Consider the following 18,989-nt stretch of genomic DNA (forward strand, 5'->3'; position numbering starts at 1 on the left):
GCTTTGCGCGGCATCAAGTCGGCAAGCGCGCCAGGAAAACAATAAAAGCGCTTCGCGGCGCACGCGTGGAAGCGATCCAGCAGCCACGCATGCGCCGCAAAAATGCCTGGGAGACTGAACGATGAGTCATACCGACAGTACGCCTCGCGCCGCACGGCGACTCGAAGGCGAGTTCGACTACGTCATCGTCGGCGCGGGTACCGCCGGCTGCGTGCTGGCGAACCGGCTCACCGAAGATCCCGACATCCACGTGCTGCTGCTCGAAGCCGGGGGGAAGGACGACTATCACTGGATTCACGTGCCGGTCGGCTACCTGTATTGCATCGGCAATCCGCGCACGGACTGGCTGTACAAGACCCAGGCCGAGCCGGGTCTGAACGGCCGCACGCTGTCGTATCCGCGCGGGCGTGTGCTCGGCGGCAGTTCGTCGATCAACGGCATGATCTACATGCGCGGTCAGCGGGAAGACTACGACGAGTGGGCGCGTGTGACGAACGACGGCAAGTGGTCCTGGAACGCGGTGCTGCCGGTCTTCAGGCGCAGCGAGGATCACCACGGCGGTGCCAACGAAGCGCACGGCGCGGGCGGACCGTGGCGCGTCGAGAAGCAGCGCCTCAAATGGAAGATTCTCGAAGAGTTCGCGCAAGCCGCGCAGCAAACCGGCATCCCCGCCACCGACGATTTCAATCGCGGCGATAACACCGGTGTCGGCTACTTCGACGTCAACCAGAAGCGTGGCATTCGCTGGAATGCGTCGAAGGCATTTTTGCGGCCCGCGTTGAAGCGGGAGAACCTCACTGTCATCACCGGTGCCCACACGCAGCGTGTCGTGTTCGATGGCCGCCGCTGCACCGGAGTCGAATATCGTGGCGGCGAGGTCGACTATCTCGCCAAAGCGCGTTGCGAAGTGATCCTTTCCGCCGGCGCGGTCAACTCGCCGCAGCTGCTCGAATTGTCCGGTGTCGGCAATGGCGCGCGTCTGCAGAATCTCGGCATCGAGGTGGTTCAGGATCTGCGCGGTGTCGGTGAAAATCTGCAGGACCATCTGCAACTGCGCATGGCGTATCAGGTGCAGGGCGTGCGAACGCTGAATACGATGTCCGCGCACTGGTGGGGCAAGCTGATGATCGGCATGCAGTACGCGTTGTTTCAGAGCGGACCGATGTCGATGTCGCCGTCGCAACTCGGCGCGTTCGCGAAGTCCGACGCCGACGATCGCTCGCTGTCGCGACCCGATCTCGAGTATCACGTGCAGCCTTTGTCGCTTGATCGCTTCGGGGAACCGCTGCATCGCTTCAATGCGTTCACGGCTTCGGTGTGTCAGCTGCGCCCCACGTCGCGCGGCAGCATTCATATCGCGTCGGCCGATGCTTCCGCACCACCGTTGATCGCGCCGAATTATCTGTCGACCGACTACGATCGCCACGTCGCGGCGAACGCGCTACGTCTGACGCGTCGCATCGTCGCGGCGCCCGCGCTCGCGCGCTATCAGCCGCGGGAGATCCTGCCGGGCCTCCAGTATCAAAGTGAAGAAGAATTGCAGCAGGCCGCGGGCGCGGTCGGCACGACGATCTTCCATCCGGTCGGCACCTGCCGCATGGGCACGACTGACGATCCCGCCGCGGTCGTCGACAACCGGCTACGAGTTATCGGAGTCGAGGGCTTGCGTGTCGTCGATGCGTCGGTGATGCCCAACATCACGTCAGGTAACACCAATTCGCCGACGCTGATGATCGCCGAGCGCGCCAGCGACATGATCCGCGAGGATCGTCGCGCGCGCGTGAGCGGCAGCATGGCCGCGCATACCGGTGTTGACGCGTCGATGTCAGCTGTGTGACATGACTCGGTGAGCGCATCGGTGAGGTTTTCCGCCGCTTACGTGAAGCGTGTGAACCGCGCGTCACATACGCACGGCGCGGGCCTCGTTCCCTAAGTGCAAATCCCAATGATTGCGCTGCATCATTGGCGCGACAATGGCAGCCATGCTGCGTGCCGCGCCATGGCTCACCGTCCGGATTGGTGCAGCACGCCAACGAGCGGCACGGGGTGCCGCAAAAATAACAAGTCGCGCAGAGCTTCGCGCGGAAAGATCGTAGTGCTTCGCCTTACTCCGTATGGAAGGGAACATGATTCTCGGCGATACGATTCTCGAAACGCGCGGTCTCACCCGCGAGTTCAAAGGCTTTGTCGCCGTGAACGGCGTGAACCTGCGCGTGCGCCGTGGCTCGATCCATGCGCTGATCGGCCCCAATGGAGCGGGCAAGACCACCTGCTTCAATCTGCTTACCAAATTTCTCGAACCCACCGCGGGCCAGATCGTTTTCAACGGTGTCGATATCACCGGCGAACGGCCGGCTCAGATCGCGCGGCGCGGCATCATCCGTTCGTTCCAGATTTCCGCGGTATTTCCGCATCTGACGGCATTGCAGAATGTGCGCATCGGGTTGCAGCGCTCGCTCGGCACCGCGTTTCATTTCTGGAGGAGCGAGCGTACGTTGCGCCGTCTGAACGATCGCGCGATGGATCTGCTGACCCAGGTCGGCCTGACCGATTTCGCCGATGTGTTGACGGTCGAGCTCGCCTACGGCCGCAAGCGTGCGCTCGAAATCGCGACCACGCTCGCGATGGAGCCGGAATTGATGCTTCTCGACGAGCCCACCCAAGGCATGGGTCATGAGGACGTCGACCGCGTGACCGCGCTGATCAAGAAAGTGTCGGCGGGCCGCACGATCCTGATGGTCGAACACAATATGAATGTGATCGCCGGTATCTCCGACACGATCACCGTGCTGCAACGGGGTGAAGTGCTCGCCGAGGGCAGCTATGCGGAAGTGTCGAAGAATCCGCTCGTGATGCAAGCCTACATGGGCAGCGCCGACGCGGCGCTCGCCGGAGCCCACGCATGAATACGACGGTCGAGCGCGAAGGCCTCGAAGCGAACCAAACGAAAAGCGGCGCACCCGCGCTGGAAATCGCGGGACTGCAAGCCTGGTACGGGGAATCCCACATTCTGCACGGCGTCGATCTGGCGGTCGGCCGCGGCGAGGTCGTGACGCTGCTCGGGCGCAATGGCGCGGGCCGCACCACGACGCTACGCGCGATCATGGGCCTCACGGGTCGCCGTACCGGCTCGATCCGTATCGACGGACGCGAAACCGTCGGCTTGCCCACGCATCGCATCGCGCATTGTGGCATCGGCTATTGCCCAGAAGAGCGCGGCATTTTTTCCAGCCTGTCGTGCGAGGAAAATCTGCTGCTGCCGCCGCCCGTCGGCGACAAGGCGCGCATGATGTCGCTCGAGGAAATCTACGCGATGTTCCCGAATCTGCACGAGCGGCGCATGAGTCAGGGCACGCGGCTCTCGGGCGGCGAACAACAGATGCTCGCGGTCGCGCGGATTCTGCGCACCGGCGCGAATCTGCTGCTGCTCGACGAAATCTCGGAAGGGCTCGCGCCCGTGATCGTGCAGGCGCTCGCGCGCATGATCGTTACGCTGAAGGCGCGCGGCTACACGATCGTGATGGTCGAGCAGAACTTCCGCTTCGCCGCGCCGCTCGCGGATCGTTTCTATGTGATGGAGCACGGCATGATCGTCGAGCATTTCGGGGCTAGCGAGCTCGAAGGCAAGATGCCGGTGCTGCATGATTTACTGGGCGTATAGACACGGACACACGTGCGCCCGACTGCCTCTGATAACCACAAGCGAAGAACCAGGAGACATGCATGAAAAAGAACCCACTCGCGCGAGTTGCCTCACTCTGTTTCGCGGTCGCCGCCGGCACCGCACTGACGCTGGGCAGCGCGCAAGCGGCCGACGATGCCGTGAAGATCGGCTTCATCACGGACATGTCGGGCCTGTACGCGGATATCGACGGGCAGGGCGGTCTTGAAGCGATCCGGATGGCTGTCGCCGACTTCGGCGGCAAGGTCAACGGCAAGCCGATCACGGTGCTGTACGCGGATCACCAGAACAAGGCGGACATCGCGGCTTCCCGCGCTCGTGAGTGGTTCGACCGCGACGGCGTGGACATGGTGATCGGCGGCACGAACTCGGCGACCGCGCTATCGACTAACACCGTCGCGGGCGAGAAGCACAAGGTCTATATCAGCGTCGGCGCCGGCGCCGATACGTTGACTAACGAGCAATGCACGCCGTACACGATCCACTACGCATACGACACGACCGCGCTCGCGAACGGCACGGGCTCGGCCGTGACGAAGCAGGGCGGCAAGACCTGGTACTTCCTGACGGCAGACTACGCATTCGGCAAGGCGCTCGAAAAAGCGACCGCGGAGGTCGTGAAGGCGAACGGCGGCCAGGTGCTCGGCGAGGTGCGTCATCCGCTGTCGGCGTCGGACTTCTCATCGTTCCTGTTGCAGGCGCAGGCGTCGAAGGCCCAGATCCTCGGTCTCGCGAACGCGGGCGGTGACACGATCAATGCGATCAAGGCCGCGAAGGAATTCGGCATCACCAAGACGATGAAGCTCGCCGCGCTGCTGATGTTCATCAACGACGTGCACAGCCTCGGTCTCGAAACGACGCAAGGCCTGGTGCTGACCGACAGCTGGTACTGGAACAAGGACGCCGACACGCGCAAGTGGTCGCAGCGCTACTTCGACAAGATGAAGAAGATGCCGTCGAGCCTGCAGGCTGCCGACTACTCGGCGACGATGAACTATCTAAAGGCGGTGCAGGCGGTGGGCTCGACCGATCCGGACAAGGTGATGGCGCAGTTACACAAGACGAAGATCGACGACTTCTACGCGAAGGGCTACATCCGTCAGGACGGCAGCATGATCCACGACATGTACCTGATGCAGGTGAAGACGCCGGCCGAATCGAAGGAGCCGTGGGATTACTACAAGATCACTGCGACGATTCCGGGCGATCAGGTCTTCACGACCAAGGCGCAGACCCGCTGCGCGCTGTGGAAGTAAGCGCGGGCGCAGTAAGCGGTCGAGGATCGCGCAGACCTGAGAGAACCGCCGGCGGTGCAGGGGCACGCGCTGGCGGATGACCGTTTCAGATGCCGCACGTGATGGGCAGCGTCGCCGCTCGTCGCGTGCCGGCCGGATCGTGCGTCACCGATCTCACCTTGACGATGGCTTGAAGGGCTAAGGGCTTCAATGGACATCTTTGGCGTTCCGCTACCGGCGATGCTGAGCCAGCTTCTGCTCGGGCTCGTGAACGGCTCGTTCTACGCGATTCTGAGCCTCGGGCTGGCGATTATTTTCGGCCTGCTCAACGTGATCAACTTCGCGCACGGCGCGCTGTTCATGCTCGGGGCGATGCTCGCGTGGATGGGGCTGTCGTATTTCAATCTGCCGTACTGGGTGATGCTCGTGCTCGCGCCGCTGATCGTCGGACTGGTCGGCGTCGCGATCGAGCGCTCGATGCTGCGCTGGCTTTACAAGCTCGATCATCTGTACGGCCTGTTACTGACGTTTGGCCTCACACTCGTGATCGAAGGCGTATTCCATTCGATCTACGGCTCGTCGGGCCAGCCGTACGACGTGCCGTCGGCGCTGTCGGGCGCGACCAATCTCGGCTTCATGTATCTGCCGAACTATCGCGCATGGGTGGTGGTCGCGTCGCTGGCCGTGTGCTTTGCGACATGGTTCGTGATCGAGAAGACGCGGCTTGGCGCGTATCTGCGCGCGGGCACCGAAAACCCGAAGCTCGTCGAGGCGTTCGGCGTCAACGTGCCGCTGATGATCACGCTGACCTACGGCTTCGGCGTCGCGCTCGCGGCGTTTGCCGGCGTGCTCGCCGCGCCGGTGATTCAGGTGTCGCCGCTGATGGGCCAGTCGATGATCATCACCGTGTTCGCGGTGGTCGTGATCGGCGGCATGGGCTCGATTATGGGCTCGATTCTGACCGGCCTGATGCTCGGCGTAGTCGAAGGACTCACGCGTGTGTTCTACCCCGAGGCGTCGGCGACCGTCGTCTTCGTGATCATGGCGCTCGTGCTGCTCGTGCGTCCGGCGGGTCTTTTCGGCAGGGAAAAATGATGCAGAGAAAAGTGCTCTACGGTCTGCTGCTGATCGTGCTGCTTGCGGTTCCGGTGCTCGGCATCTATCCGCTCTTCGTGATGAAGGTGCTGTGCTTCGCGCTGTTCGCGGCCGCCTTCAATCTGCTGATCGGCTATACGGGCTTGCTGTCCTTTGGTCATGCGATGTTTCTCGCGTCGGCCGGTTACGTGACCGGCTATGCGATGCAGACGCTCGGCTTTTCGCCGGAGCTCGGCGTGTTGAGCGGCACCGCGGCGGCGACGCTGCTTGGGCTCGTCGTCGGCTTCTTCGCGATTCGCCGTCAGGGTATCTACTTCGCAATGGTGACGCTCGCGCTCGCGCAGATGGTCTACTTCGTGTTCCTGCAGGCGCCGTTCACGCACGGGGAAGACGGTCTGCAAGGCGTGCCGCGCGGCAAGCTGTTCGGCGTGCTCGATCTCTCTTCGGATGTCGCGCTATATTTCGTCGTGCTCGCGGTGATCGTTGCGGCTTTCCTGCTGATCGTGCGGATCGTGCATTCGCCGTTCGGGCAGGTGCTCGTCGCGATCAAGGAAAACGAGCCGCGCGCGGTGTCGCTCGGCTACGACACCGACCGTTTCAAGCTGCTCGCATTCATTCTGTCGGCTGGCATTGCGGGTCTCGCGGGTTCGCTGAAGGTGCTGGTGCAAGGCTTCGAAACGCTCAGCGATGCCTATTGGACGATGTCCGGCCTCGTGATCCTGATGACGCTGGTGGGCGGCATGGGCACGCTGTTCGGGCCGTTGCTCGGCGCCGCGTTGATCGTGTCGCTCGAAGACAGGCTCGGCGATATCGGCGCGGCACTCGCGTCGATGACCGGCATCGACTGGTTCCGCTCGCTCGGCGAATCGGTGACGATCGTCACGGGGCTGATTTTCATCGCGTGTGTGCTGGCGTTCCGGCGCGGCATCGTCGGTGAGATCGTCGCGCGAGTGCGACCGTTGCGGGCTTGAGATTGGCTGTTTGATCCCGCCTGCGTGTGTGTGGTCGCCCGCTTGATGCAGTGCGATACGAAATCGCTTCGACGTCCGATCTAATTACGGCTCGTGCTGAAGGTCCGCTGGATCAAGGGCTCAGGCGAACCTGTGGCAAACCATGTGACGAAATGCCCCTACGTGCCCCAATCCGGTGCCGCAGTGCACCGCTAGGGTAATTGCTAGTTGTGACTGCTGGGGTGGTCGTTTAATCTTCACGCAGTTCTGATGCACCCCGAATTTGCAGGTGGAGAACGAGGAGACAATTGAGGCACTCAGTGCCCAGAAGAAAGCGCTGTTGGATTGATATCCAACAGCGCTTTTTTATTTCTGTTTATCGAATTTTTGACTTGATCTTTGGGCTATTTCGCGCGCCATTTTTTATTCTCCGCGAACCGCTGCATGTAACGTGACAAGCCTGCGAAACGCTTGCAGGACGGCGCTTGCGTCCGTTACACTCGCTATTCACCGACCACTGGGTTGGCAATTAAATCCGCGGGATTTAATTGCATTTGAATAACGGGGTTAATAGAGGAGCAGGATGAAGTCGGCATTGCGTTGGATCAGCGCGGCATTGGTCGCCACAGGGGTCTCGGCTGCATGGAGCGGCCATGCATTCGCGGACGTGAAAATCGGCGTCACCGTGTCGGCAACAGGACCGGCCGCATCGCTCGGGATTCCGGAAAAGAACACGATCGCGCTGCTGCCGAAAGAAGTGGCGGGCCAGAAGATCGACTACATCGTCCTCGACGACGCAACCGATTCCACCCAGGCGGTCAAGAACGCCCGCAAGCTCACTAGCGAAGACCACGTCGATGCACTGATCGGCTCGACCGTCGTGCCGAACTCGCTCGCCATGATCGACGTCGCCGCCGAAACCTCGACGCCGATGATCTCTCTGGCCGCGGCTGCGGGCATCGTCGAGCCGATGGACGCGAAGCGTGGATGGGTCTTCAAAACGCCGCAAAACGACATTCTGATGGCCACGGCGATCGCGCAGAACATGGCCCATCACGGCGTGAAAACGGTCGCGTTCATCGGCTTTTCCGACGCGTACGGCGAGAGCTGGTTCAAGGAATTCAGCAAAGCCGCCGACCTCGCGAAGATCAAGATCGTCGCGAACGAGCGCTTCGCGCGCAACGATGCATCGGTCACGGGCCAGGTGCTGAAGATGATGTCGCAGAACCCGGACGCGGTGCTGATCGCCGGTGCGGGCACGCCGGCCGCGCTGCCGCAGAAAACCCTGAAGGAGCGCGGCTACAAGGGCAAGTACTATCAGACGCACGGCGTCGCGAACAACGACTTCCTGCGCGTGTGCGGCAAGGATTGCGAAGGCACGTGGCTGCCCGCTGGCCCGCTGCTGGTCGCCGAGCAACTGCCCGAGGCGAATCCGGTGAAGAAGAGCGCGCTCGCGTACAAGCATGCGTATGAAACTGCGTATGGCGCGGAGACGGTGTCGACGTTTGGCGGTCACGCGTGGGATGCGGGTCTGCTGCTGCAGCATGCGATCCCGCTCGCGTTGAAGAAGGGGCAGCCAGGCACGCCGGCATTCCGCGAGGCGCTGCGTGCCGCGCTCGGAGGCACGAAAGATCTGTCCGCGTCGCACGGCGTCTTCAACATGAGCGCGAACGACCATGCCGGTCTCGATCAGCGGGCGCGCGTGATGGTGCAGATCGTCGACGGCAAGTGGAAGCTCGCCGGCGACTGAGCGAAGGCTCTGCGCCACGGGACCTCATCGAAAAAGACGCGTGCAGTTGACGCGTCTTTTTTATTACCCGAGCCGGGCGTCTGCATCGCGCAAAAATGTGGTTTCGCTGCTTCAGGACAAACCCGCATTTGGCGCACGCTCTCTTGACCGTCGATAATGCAGAACGCAAACTACTAACATATTAGTGGTCTATGCAATGCCTGATTGGAATAAAGCCGCGGCACAGAAACGGGGCGTATGACGCGAATGCGCACTCGCGCGACGCGAGAGGAGCGGTACCCAACGCAGCGGGGGAAGCTATGCGTGCCGAGCAGGGAAAACCATGCTTGGCACACCTGAACCCGCTCACTAGATTCAAACACCCGGCCCAGCAAGCCGGTTTATAGATAGGCGCTTTTCAAAGCGTTTGGAGACTCGCAATGAAAAAGACAAGGCATTGGGTACGCACCGGCATCGCGATGGCGCTGATGTGCGGCGCGGGGGCTGCATTCGCGCAGGTGAAGATCGGCGTCACGTTGTCGACGACGGGGCCGGCCGCGTCGCTCGGGATTCCTGAAAAGAACACGATCGCGTTGCTGCCGAAGGAGATCGGCGGCAAGAGCGTGCAGTACATCATCCTCGACGACGGGTCGGACACCAGCAAGGCCGTGCAGAACACGCGCAAGCTGATCGACGAAGACCGCGTCGACGCGATCATCGGCTCGACCGTCACGCCGAATTCGCTCGCGATGCTCGATCCGGCCGCTGAGGGCAAGACACCGGTGATCTCGCTCGCGGCATCGGCCGCGATCATCCAGCCGATGGATGCGAAGCGCGCATGGGCATTCAAACCGCCTCAGAACGACAGCCTGATGGCCGACGCTATCGCCGATTACATGCAGCATCACGGCGTGAAGACGGTCGGCTTCATCGGATTCTCGGACGCATACGGCGACAGCTGGAACACGACGTTCGACGCCGCCGCGAAAGCGCACAACCTGAAGATCGTGTCGAACGAGCGCTTCAACCGCACCGATGCATCGGTGACGGGCCAGGTGCTGAAGACGATGGGCGCGAATCCCGACGCGGTGCTGATCGCGGGCTCGGGCACGCCGTCGGCGCTGCCGGCCAAGACGCTGAAGGAGCGTGGCTACAAGGGCAAGGTCTATCAGACTCACGGGGTCGCGAACAACGACTTCCTGCGTGTGTGCGGCAAGGATTGCGAAGGCGAACTGCTGCCGGCCGGTCCGATTCTCGTCGTCGATCAATTGCCGGATTCGAACCCGGTGAAGAAGTCGTCGGAAGCCTATAAGAACGCCTATGAGAAGGCTTATGGCGCGGGTTCGGTCGCGACCTTCGGCGGCCACGCATGGGATGCCGGCCAGATGTTGCAGGCTGCGATTCCGGTTGCGCTGAAGACCGCCCAGCCGGGCACGCCGGAGTTCCGCGTGGCGCTGCGCAACGCGCTCGAAAACATCAAGGAGCTGCCAGTGTCGCACGGCATCATGAACACCACCGCGAACGACCACAACGGCCTCGACCAGCGCGCACGCGTGATCGTGCAGATCGTCGACGGCAAGTGGAAGTTGCAGAACAACTAAGACTATTTACACAAACAAGTAGCGGTACGCGCCTCTCGCGCAATCATGCGGTGCATGACGCCGCATTGCCATTGTGTTCGACGACAATGGCATCGACCGCCGCGCCGCGTCCCGGCGCGGCGGTTGTCTTTTCAGACATGCAGATCGATGGCCGGCTTCGCACCGCGCCGTCGCGACCGTTTCCCGGTTTTTCGATTTCGACGCTTCAGGACGAGGAAGTATGGATCTATCAATTGCGGCGATCCTCGCGCAGGACGGCATCACGACCGGTGCGATCTACGCACTGCTCGCGCTTGCGCTGGTGCTGGTGTTTTCCGTCACGCGGGTGATCTTCATCCCGCAAGGGGAGTTCGTTTCGTACGGTGCGTTGACGCTCGCCGCACTGCAAACGCAGAAGTTTCCGGCCACGTGCTGGCTGTTGATGGCGATGGGCGCGGCATGCTTCGTAGTCGAGACGGCGGCCGTGTTACGGCATGCTGAGCGGCGTCGTCACGCGGCGCGCACGCTGCCCGTGCTGGCGGGGAAGTACCTGCTGTTTCCGATCGCGGTCTACGCGCTCACGCGCGGCATCTTCCTGCAACCGCTGCCGATGATCGTGCAGATCGCGCTGACGCTGCTGATCGTGATTCCGATGGGTCCGTTCGTGTATCGCCTTGCCTACGAGCCGATCGCGGAGGCGACCACGCTGGTGCTGTTGATCATCGCGGTGGCCGTGCATTTCGCGATGGTCGGTCTCGGCCTCGTGATGTTCGGCGCCGAAGGCTCGCGCACCAACGCGTTTTCCGATGCGACGTTCAACATCGGCACGTTGTCGATCTCCGGGCAGAGCCTGTGGGTGATCGGCACCGCGGCCGTGCTGATCGGCGCGCTGTATCTGTACTTCGATCGCTCGATCTCGGGCAAGGCATTGCGCGCGACGTCGGTGAACCGGCTCGGCGCACGGCTTGTCGGCATCGGCACGACGCAGGCGGGACGTCTCGCGTTCACGCTTGCGGCGGGGCTCGGCGCACTGTGCGGCATCCTCGTCGCGCCGCTCACGACGATCTACTACGACTCGGGCTTCCTGATCGGTTTGAAGGGCTTCGTGGGCGCGATCATCGGCGGTCTGGTCAGCTATCCGCTGGCGGCGGCCGGCTCGATTCTCGTTGGTCTGCTGGAGTCGTATTCGTCGTTCTGGGCGAGTGCTTATAAGGAAGTGATCGTATTCACGTTAATCATCCCGGTGCTGTTGTGGCGTAGTCTTGCGAGCCCGCACGCCGAAGAGGAAGAGGAGTGACACGATGAAACGAATCATGCAAATGAAGGTCTTCTGGTTGTTCCTCGTGGTGCTGTTCGCTTTGCCGGTTCTGCCGCATCCGATCCATGTACCCGAGTACTGGGTCACGCTGCTGAATTACATCGGCCTCTATTCGATCGTCGCGATCGGCCTCGTGCTGTTGACGGGTATCGGCGGAATGACGAGCTTCGGGCAGGCCGCGTTCGTTGGCATCGGCGCGTATGCAACCGCGTATCTGACGACGAACTTCGGCGTGTCGCCGTGGCTCGCACTAATCGCGGGCGTGATCGTCACTGCGCTGGTTGCGCTGATGCTCGGTCTCGTGACGATGCGCCTATCCGGCCACTTTCTGCCGCTCGGCACGATTGCGTGGGGGCTCGCGCTGTTCTACCTGTTCGGCAATCTCGACATGCTCGGCAAGTACGACGGCATCAACGGCATCCCGGTGTTGAATGTTTTTGGGATCAATCTCGAGTCCGGCCGCCATATCTATTACCTGATCTGGGTGGTCGTGCTCGGCGCGGTCGTCTCTGTTCAGAATCTGCTTAATAGCCGGCCGGGTCGCGCAATCCGCGCGTTGCGCGGCGGTGGTCTGATGGCCGAGGCGATGGGCGTCAACACCGGCTGGATGCGCGTCGTGATTTTCGTCTATGCCGCGGTGCTTGCCTCGGTCTCGGGTTTTCTGTACGCGCACTTGCAGCGCGCCGTGAATCCGACGCCGTTTGGACTGAATCACGGCATCGAGTTCCTGTTCATGGCGGTGGTGGGCGGCGTCTCGCACGTTTGGGGCGCGGTGCTCGGCGCGGCGATCCTGACCGTGCTGCAGGATTATTTGCAGACGCTGCTGCCAAAACTGCTCGGCGAGAACGGCAACTTCGAAGTGATCGTGTTCGGCATCATCATGGTGCTGCTTCTGCAGTACGCGCGGCAGGGCGTCTGGCCGTTCGTCGCGCGCTTTTTCCCGCGTGGCCCGCGGGCGCATCTCGCAGATCACGCGGATCCTCTGCCGCAGCGCAACAAGCCACAGACCGGCGAAGACCTGCTGACGGTGAACAAGGCGCGCAAGCAGTTCGGCGGTCTCGTCGCGGTGAACGACGTCAGCTTCGAGGTCAAAGCAGGGCAGATCATCGGGCTGATCGGACCGAACGGCGCAGGCAAGTCGACGACCTTCAATCTCGTGACCGGTGTGCTGCAGGCGACTAGCGGCGAGATCACGTTCCGAGGCGAGCGCATCGATGCGCTGAGTTCACGTGAAATCGTCAAGCGCGGCATCGGCCGCACGTTCCAGCACGTGAAGCTGCTGCCGGGTATGAGCGTGCTCGAGAACGTCGCGATCGGTGCGCATCTGCGTGGCCATGCAGGCGTGTGGCGCAGTGTCGTGCGGCTGAACAGCTCCGAAGAGGCGCGGTTGATGGCCGAAGCCGCTCGGCAGATTCGCCGCGTCGGCCTCGAACAGCACATGTATGACGAAGCGGGCAGCCTGGCGCTTGGTCAACAGCGGATTCTCGAAATCGCGCGCGCCCTGTGCTGCGATCCGACTCTGCTATTGCTCGATGAACCGGCCGCTGGTCTGCGGTATCAGGAAAAGCTTCAGCTCGCCGAACTGCTGCGCAGACTGAAGACAGAAGGGATGAGCGTACTGCTCGTCGAGCACGATATGGATTTCGTAATGAATTTGACGGACCGGCTCGTGGTGATGGAGTTCGGCACGCGGATCGCAGAGGGCCTGCCCCAGGAAGTCCAGCAGGATCCGGCGGTGCTCGAAGCATATCTGGGTGGGGTGGAATGATGGACAACATGACAACGAACGGCGTGGCGGCGGCGGGGCCGATTCTCGAAGTGAGTCATTTGTCCGTCCGCTACGGCAAGGTTGAAGCGCTGCACAATGCGGCGATCAAGGTGCGGGCGGGGCAGATCGTCTCAGTGATCGGCCCGAACGGCGCGGGAAAGTCGACGCTGCTGAATGCGATCATGGGCGCGTTGCCGACGTCCGGTCATGCGAAAGGCGCGGTTTCCTATCAGGGCGACGACGTCAGCGCTATGCCGGTCGAAAAACGCGTTGCGCTTGGGATGTGCCTGGTGCCGGAAAAGCGCGAGCTTTTCGCTTCGATGACCGTCGAGGACAATCTGCTGCTTGGCGCCTACCGGCGCAAGCGAGCAGGGGAGCGCAACTTTCTCGATCAGCTGGAACCGGTGTTCGCACTGTTTCCGCGGCTGAAGGAGCGGCGCAAGCAGGCGGCCGGCACGCTTTCCGGCGGCGAGCGGCAAATGCTCGCTGTCGGCCGCGCCCTGATGGGCAAGCCCGATCTGCTGATGCTGGACGAGCCGAGCCTCGGTCTCGCGCCGCTGATCGTGAAGGAAATCTTTCATATCATCAGCGCCTTGCGGCAGACGGGCGTCGCGACGCTGCTGATCGAGCAGAATGCGCGCGCTGCATTGCAGATTTCGGACTACGGCTACGTGCTGGAAACCGGCGAATTGGCGTTGGAAGGACGGGCAACCGACCTCGCGCAGAATCCCCGGGTGATCGAAACCTATCTCGGTCTTGCCAAAAAGATGGCATAAGCGTGCACTTGTTTCGCTGATCGCTGTTTCTGGAAGCGGTGTGTTTCACGTGAAACACACCGCTTTTTTATTGTTTCACCATTCGGACGAAATTCGCGCCGCAACTGAACCCGTTATAATTCGCCCACACATTTCCTTTGAAGGCTCACGCGACGATCTGGCGTGAGATCCCGCGATGTTTTTTCCCACAGAATTTGACGTAATCGTCGTCGGTGGCGGTCATGCCGGCACCGAAGCTGCTTTGGCGTCGGCGCGCATGGGCAACAAAACGCTGCTTTTGACCCATAACATCGAGACCCTTGGTCAGATGAGCTGCAATCCGTCGGTTGGCGGCATTGGCAAAGGCCATCTGGTCAAGGAGATTGACGCGCTAGGTGGCGCCATGGCGGCCGCCACCGACGAAAGCGGCATCCAGTTTCGGATCCTGAATTCGTCGAAAGGACCGGCGGTCCGCGCGACGCGCGCTCAGGCCGACCGCGTGCTGTACAAGGCCGCGATCCGCCATCGTCTAGAGAATCAGCCGAACCTCTGGCTATTTCAGCAGGCCGTCGATGATCTGATGGTCGAGGGCGACCGCGTGGTCGGGGCCATCACGCAAGTGGGTATTCGTTTCCGGTCTCGCGCGGTGGTGCTGACGGCGGGCACGTTCCTCGACGGCAAGATTCACGTGGGGTTGAACAACTACACCGGCGGACGCGCGGGCGACCCGGCTGCGGTTTCGCTGTCGGCGCGCTTGAAAGAGCTGAAGCTACCGCAGGGCCGGCTTAAGACCGGTACGCCACCGCGAATCGACGGTCGCACGATCGACTATTCGCAGCTGGAAGAGCAGCCCGGCGATCTGGACCCGGTGCCGGTGTTCTCGTTCCTCGGGCGTGTCGAGCAGCACCCGCGCCAAGTGCCGTGCTGGGTCACGCATACGAATCAACGGACACACGACATCATCCGCGGCGGTCTCGATCGTTCGCCGATGTACACGGGCGTGATCGAGGGGGTGGGACCCCGCTATTGCCCGTCGATTGAGGACAAGATTCACCGGTTTGCGTCGAAGGAATCGCATCAGATCTACCTCGAGCCGGAAGGTCTGACGACCAACGAGTTCTATCCGAACGGGATTTCGACGAGCCTGCCCTTCGACGTGCAGCTCGAGCTGGTGCGTTCGATGCGCGGCCTCGAGCATGCGCATATCCTGCGGCCGGGCTACGCGATCGAGTACGACTATTTCGATCCGCGTGGGCTGAAGGCATCGCTAGAAACGAAGGTGATCAGTGGTCTGTTCTTCGCCGGACAGATCAACGGTACGACCGGCTACGAAGAGGCAGCTGCACAGGGCGCTCTGGCCGGCATCAACGCCGGTCTGTTCGTGCAAGGGAAGGAAGCATGGTGTCCGCGTCGCGACCAGGCCTATCTCGGCGTGCTCGTGGACGATCTGGTCACGCGCGGGGTGTCCGAGCCGTACCGGATGTTCACAAGCCGCGCGGAGTACCGTCTGAGCTTGCGCGAAGACAACGCCGATATGCGGCTGACGGAGATCGGGCGCGAACTCGGCGTGGTCGATGACGCCCGCTGGGACGCCTTCAGTCGCAAGCGTGACGCTGTTTCACGTGAAACACAGCGCTTGCGTTCAACCTGGGTTAATCCTAAGACCTTATCGGCAGAAGAGGCGACCGCTTTGCTTGGCAAGCCAATCGACCACGAATACAGTCTCGCGGACCTGCTGCGTCGTCCGGGCGTCAGCTATGACGGCGTCTGCGGGCTGCGTGACGGCACTTGTGGCGCGCCCGAAGCACTTGCGGAAGACCGCGTGCTACTCGCACAAATCAAGGAACAGATCGAAATCGGCGTCAAATATCAGGGGTACATCGACCGACAGGCCGGTGAGATCGAACGCAACGAGGCGCAAGAGAACACGCGTCTGCCTGAAGGGCTGGACTACACCGAGGTGCGTGGGCTGTCGTTCGAAGCTCGCCAGAAGTTGATGCAGTTCCGGCCGGAAACGATCGGACAGGCGTCGCGTATTTCGGGCATCACGCCTGCCGCGATCTCGCTGCTGATGGTCCATCTCAAGCGCGGCCTCGGGCGTCGTCCGTCGAAGTCCGCCGAGCCCGGCGCCGACAGCACGCCGGTGGTTCAATGACGGCAGCGCAGAGGGGAATCGACCAGCAGGCCTTGGCGTCATTGCTGGCGGACGGTGTTCGTGAACTCGGTCTCGAACTCAGCGATGCGCAGCAGCGCAGGTTGCTCGATTACGTCACGCTGCTCGCGAAGTGGAACAACGTCTACAACCTGACAGCGATCCGCGATCCGCAGCAGATGCTAATCCAGCACATTCTCGATTCGCTATCGATCGTGCCGCATCTGGCGCCGCGCGGGCCGTCGTCGGCGCTCGACGTCGGTTCGGGCGGGGGGCTGCCAGGCATCGTGCTTGCGATCGTGCTGCCCGATTGGACCATCACGACGAACGACATCGTCCAGAAGAAGACTGCCTTTCAGTCGCAGGCGAAGGCGGAACTGGGCCTCGCGAACCTATCGGTTGTGACCGGTCGGGTGGAGACGCTGCGGCCTGGCGCCGAAGTACCGGCAAAGTTCGACGTAATCGTCTCGCGCGCGTTCGCAGAACTCTCGGATTTCGTTACACTGGCCCGTCATCTGGTTGCGGAGCAGGGCGCGATCCTGGCGATGAAGGGTGTGCGGCCGGATGCCGAAATCGCGCGTCTGCCGGCGGGCGCCCACGTGGAACGGATCATCCGGCTGAACGTGCCGTCGCTGGACGCCGAGCGGCATCTGATCGAGGTGCGAGTGGACCCCGAAAGCTGACGGCCGCTGCGACCTGTAAGCACACTCAACGATTTTCACTTCATCCAAGCAGCAAAAGGGACACACCAACGATGGCAAAAATCTTCTGCGTTGCGAACCAGAAGGGCGGCGTCGGCAAGACGACCACCACAGTCAATCTGGCCGCGAGCCTGGCAGCGCAGGGACAGCGAGTCCTTCTCATCGATCTGGACCCGCAAGGCAACGCCACGATGGGCAGCGGTATCGACAAGGCCGAATGTACGAACACGGTCTACGAGGTGCTCGTGGACAACGTGTCGGTGGCCGATGCGCGCGTGCGGCCCGAGGCGGTCGGATACGACGTGCTGCCCGCGAACCGTGAGCTCGCGGGCGCCGAGGTCGAACTCGTCAGCATGCAGAATCGCGAGCGTCAACTGAAGGCGGCGCTCGCCGGGGTCGAGGGCGAGTACGATTTCGTGCTGATCGATTGCCCGCCGGCTTTGTCACTGCTGACGCTCAACGGACTATGCGCCGCGCACGGCGTCGTCATTCCGATGCAGTGCGAATACTTCGCCCTCGAAGGGCTGTCCGACCTCGTCAACACGATCAAGCAGGTCCACGCGAATCTGAATCGAGACCTCAAGGTGATCGGTCTGCTGCGCGTCATGTTCGATCCGCGCATCACGTTGCAACAGCAAGTCTCAGATCAATTGAAAGAGCACTTCGGCGACAAGGTCTTCGACGCCGTGATTCCACGCAACGTGCGATTGGCCGAGGCGCCCAGCTACGGGCTGCCCGGTGTGGTGTTCGACAGGGCGTCGCGAGGCGCGCAGGCGTACGTGCAGTTCGGCGTCGAAATGATTGAGCGGGTGCGCGCGCTGAATGACGCGCCCCAGGCATCCTAAGCGGATCGAGGAAGCACGATGAACGCAGTAGCAAGAAAGAAGGGACTGGGCCGCGGTCTGGAGGCATTGCTCGGCGGCACCGCCGATATCACCGAGGCAGCGGTGATCGACGGCGCGCCGAACGTATTGCCGCTCGGCAAGATGCAGGCGGGCAAATACCAGCCGCGCATGCGCATGGACGAAGGCGCGCTGCAGGAGCTTGCGGCCAGCATCCGCGCGCAAGGGCTGATGCAGCCGATTCTCGTGCGTCCGATCGCGGCGGATCGCTATGAGATCATCGCGGGGGAGCGGCGTTTTCGCGCGGCGCGGCTCGCAGGCCTCGACGAGGTGCCGGTGCTTGTGAAGGACGTGCCCGACCAGGCCGCCGCGGCGATGGCGCTGATCGAAAACATCCAGCGCGAGGATCTGAATCCCCTCGAAGAGGCCCAAGGTATCCAGCGCCTGCTCGACGAATTCAATTTCACGCATGAGCAGGCGGCGGAGTCGGTGGGACGTTCGCGCAGCGCGGTGTCGAACCTGCTGCGTCTGCTGAATCTTGCGACACCGGTACAGACGATGTTGCTCGCCGGCGATCTCGACATGGGCCACGCTCGCGCGCTGCTCGCCGTCGACGCTGCGACGCAGATCACGCTGGCCAACCAGGTCGTCAACAAGCGCCTGTCTGTGCGCGAGACGGAAAAGCTGGTTGCGATGACCACGAAGGTGACGCCGGCGGTCAAGGCCCGCGCGAATCCGGACGGCGGCCGTGACACGCGACGCCTGGAAGAGGAACTGTCGGACCTGCTGTCCGCGACGGTGAAAATCAAGCTCGGCCGACGCGGTCGCGGCCAGGTGCTGGTGGACTTCGGCGATCTCGACGCGCTGGAAGGCATTCTGGTTCGTTTGCGCGGGAACGCGAACGTCTGAGCGCAGATTGGCGCTCAGCAGGCAAGGGTGATGAACGGCTGGCGGCCTGTGCAAGAGCACTGCCGCTAGTTAGTCTACTTCGGTGCGAGCGACTATTGTGGATTCCAAAACAACCGATGCACGAATAATCAGGAATCCTAGCTTCAGGCGCTCCACCTCCACGCGATAATAATCCTGACGAGCCGCTGTCAAAGGCGGCGCGATCATCATCGAAAATTGCCGTGAGGTTGATTCAGCTCAATAGAAGAGCTGTCCCGTTCAGCCCTTAGAAAA

15 protein-coding genes are annotated in these 18,989 nt (G+C 62.2%); all 15 read left to right on the forward strand.

What is annotated here, in order from left to right; genetic code table 11:
* The first annotated feature begins 121 nt into the window (after nt 1-121).
* The 15 genes from OKW45_RS32550 to OKW45_RS32620 all read left to right on the forward strand — a co-directional run bounded on the left by OKW45_RS32550 (nt 122) and on the right by OKW45_RS32620 (nt 18,716).
* The gene (locus OKW45_RS32550) at nt 122-1,837 is read left to right on the forward strand and encodes a GMC family oxidoreductase (RefSeq protein ID WP_429473007.1); all 1,716 of its coding nucleotides are present in this window, start codon (nt 122-124) and stop codon (nt 1,835-1,837) included.
* 289 nt (nt 1,838-2,126) lie between these two features.
* On the forward strand, nt 2,127-2,906 hold the full coding sequence (locus OKW45_RS32555; RefSeq protein WP_184003068.1) for an ABC transporter ATP-binding protein: 780 nt from the start codon (nt 2,127-2,129) through the stop codon (nt 2,904-2,906).
* The gene (locus tag OKW45_RS32560) at nt 2,903-3,661 is read left to right on the forward strand and encodes an ABC transporter ATP-binding protein (RefSeq protein ID WP_018418871.1); all 759 of its coding nucleotides are present in this window, start codon (nt 2,903-2,905) and stop codon (nt 3,659-3,661) included. Before OKW45_RS32555 ends, OKW45_RS32560 begins: the two co-directional genes overlap by 4 nt.
* A 62-nt stretch (nt 3,662-3,723) precedes the next feature.
* A complete protein-coding gene (locus OKW45_RS32565; RefSeq protein ID WP_018418870.1) occupies nt 3,724-4,938 on the forward strand; it encodes an ABC transporter substrate-binding protein in 1,215 nt (404 codons plus the stop codon).
* 189 nt (nt 4,939-5,127) lie between these two features.
* Complete coding sequence (locus tag OKW45_RS32570) at nt 5,128-6,012, forward strand: branched-chain amino acid ABC transporter permease (protein WP_184003074.1); 885 nt, start codon at nt 5,128-5,130, stop codon at nt 6,010-6,012.
* A complete protein-coding gene (locus tag OKW45_RS32575; RefSeq protein ID WP_018418868.1) occupies nt 6,012-6,983 on the forward strand; it encodes a branched-chain amino acid ABC transporter permease in 972 nt (323 codons plus the stop codon). Before OKW45_RS32570 ends, OKW45_RS32575 begins: the two co-directional genes overlap by 1 nt.
* 562 nt (nt 6,984-7,545) lie before the next feature.
* Nucleotides 7,546-8,712 (forward strand): ABC transporter substrate-binding protein, encoded by a 1,167-nt coding sequence (locus OKW45_RS32580; RefSeq protein WP_429473008.1) that lies wholly within the window; start codon nt 7,546-7,548, stop codon nt 8,710-8,712.
* 419 nt (nt 8,713-9,131) lie between these two features.
* Nucleotides 9,132-10,292, forward strand: a complete 1,161-nt coding sequence (locus OKW45_RS32585; protein ID WP_429473009.1) for an ABC transporter substrate-binding protein — start codon at nt 9,132-9,134, stop codon at nt 10,290-10,292.
* A gap of 220 nt (nt 10,293-10,512) precedes the next feature.
* On the forward strand, nt 10,513-11,568 hold the full coding sequence (locus OKW45_RS32590; protein WP_018418864.1) for a branched-chain amino acid ABC transporter permease: 1,056 nt from the start codon (nt 10,513-10,515) through the stop codon (nt 11,566-11,568).
* Between the two features lie 4 nt (nt 11,569-11,572).
* Nucleotides 11,573-13,357 (forward strand): branched-chain amino acid ABC transporter ATP-binding protein/permease, encoded by a 1,785-nt coding sequence (locus OKW45_RS32595; RefSeq protein ID WP_429473010.1) that lies wholly within the window; start codon nt 11,573-11,575, stop codon nt 13,355-13,357.
* Nucleotides 13,357-14,133: an ABC transporter ATP-binding protein gene (locus tag OKW45_RS32600; protein WP_429473403.1), complete on the forward strand. Its 777-nt coding sequence runs from the start codon at nt 13,357-13,359 to the stop codon at nt 14,131-14,133. Before OKW45_RS32595 ends, OKW45_RS32600 begins: the two co-directional genes overlap by 1 nt.
* 175 nt (nt 14,134-14,308) lie before the next feature.
* Nucleotides 14,309-16,267: a tRNA uridine-5-carboxymethylaminomethyl(34) synthesis enzyme MnmG gene (gene mnmG / locus OKW45_RS32605; protein WP_429473011.1), complete on the forward strand. Its 1,959-nt coding sequence runs from the start codon at nt 14,309-14,311 to the stop codon at nt 16,265-16,267.
* Entirely contained in the window at nt 16,264-16,947 is a 684-nt protein-coding gene (gene rsmG / locus OKW45_RS32610; protein ID WP_429473012.1) for a 16S rRNA (guanine(527)-N(7))-methyltransferase RsmG, read from the forward strand. The genes mnmG and rsmG overlap by 4 nt, the downstream gene beginning before the upstream one ends.
* 71 nt (nt 16,948-17,018) lie before the next feature.
* Nucleotides 17,019-17,810, forward strand: a complete 792-nt coding sequence (locus OKW45_RS32615; protein WP_090802387.1) for a ParA family protein — start codon at nt 17,019-17,021, stop codon at nt 17,808-17,810.
* A gap of 18 nt (nt 17,811-17,828) precedes the next feature.
* A complete protein-coding gene (locus tag OKW45_RS32620) occupies nt 17,829-18,716 on the forward strand; it encodes a ParB/RepB/Spo0J family partition protein (RefSeq protein ID WP_018418858.1) in 888 nt (295 codons plus the stop codon).
* Nucleotides 18,717-18,989 lie beyond the last annotated feature (273 nt).

The organism is Paraburkholderia lebeckiae, from assembly GCF_050436225.1.
Lineage (GTDB): Bacteria > Pseudomonadota > Gammaproteobacteria > Burkholderiales > Burkholderiaceae > Paraburkholderia > Paraburkholderia tuberum.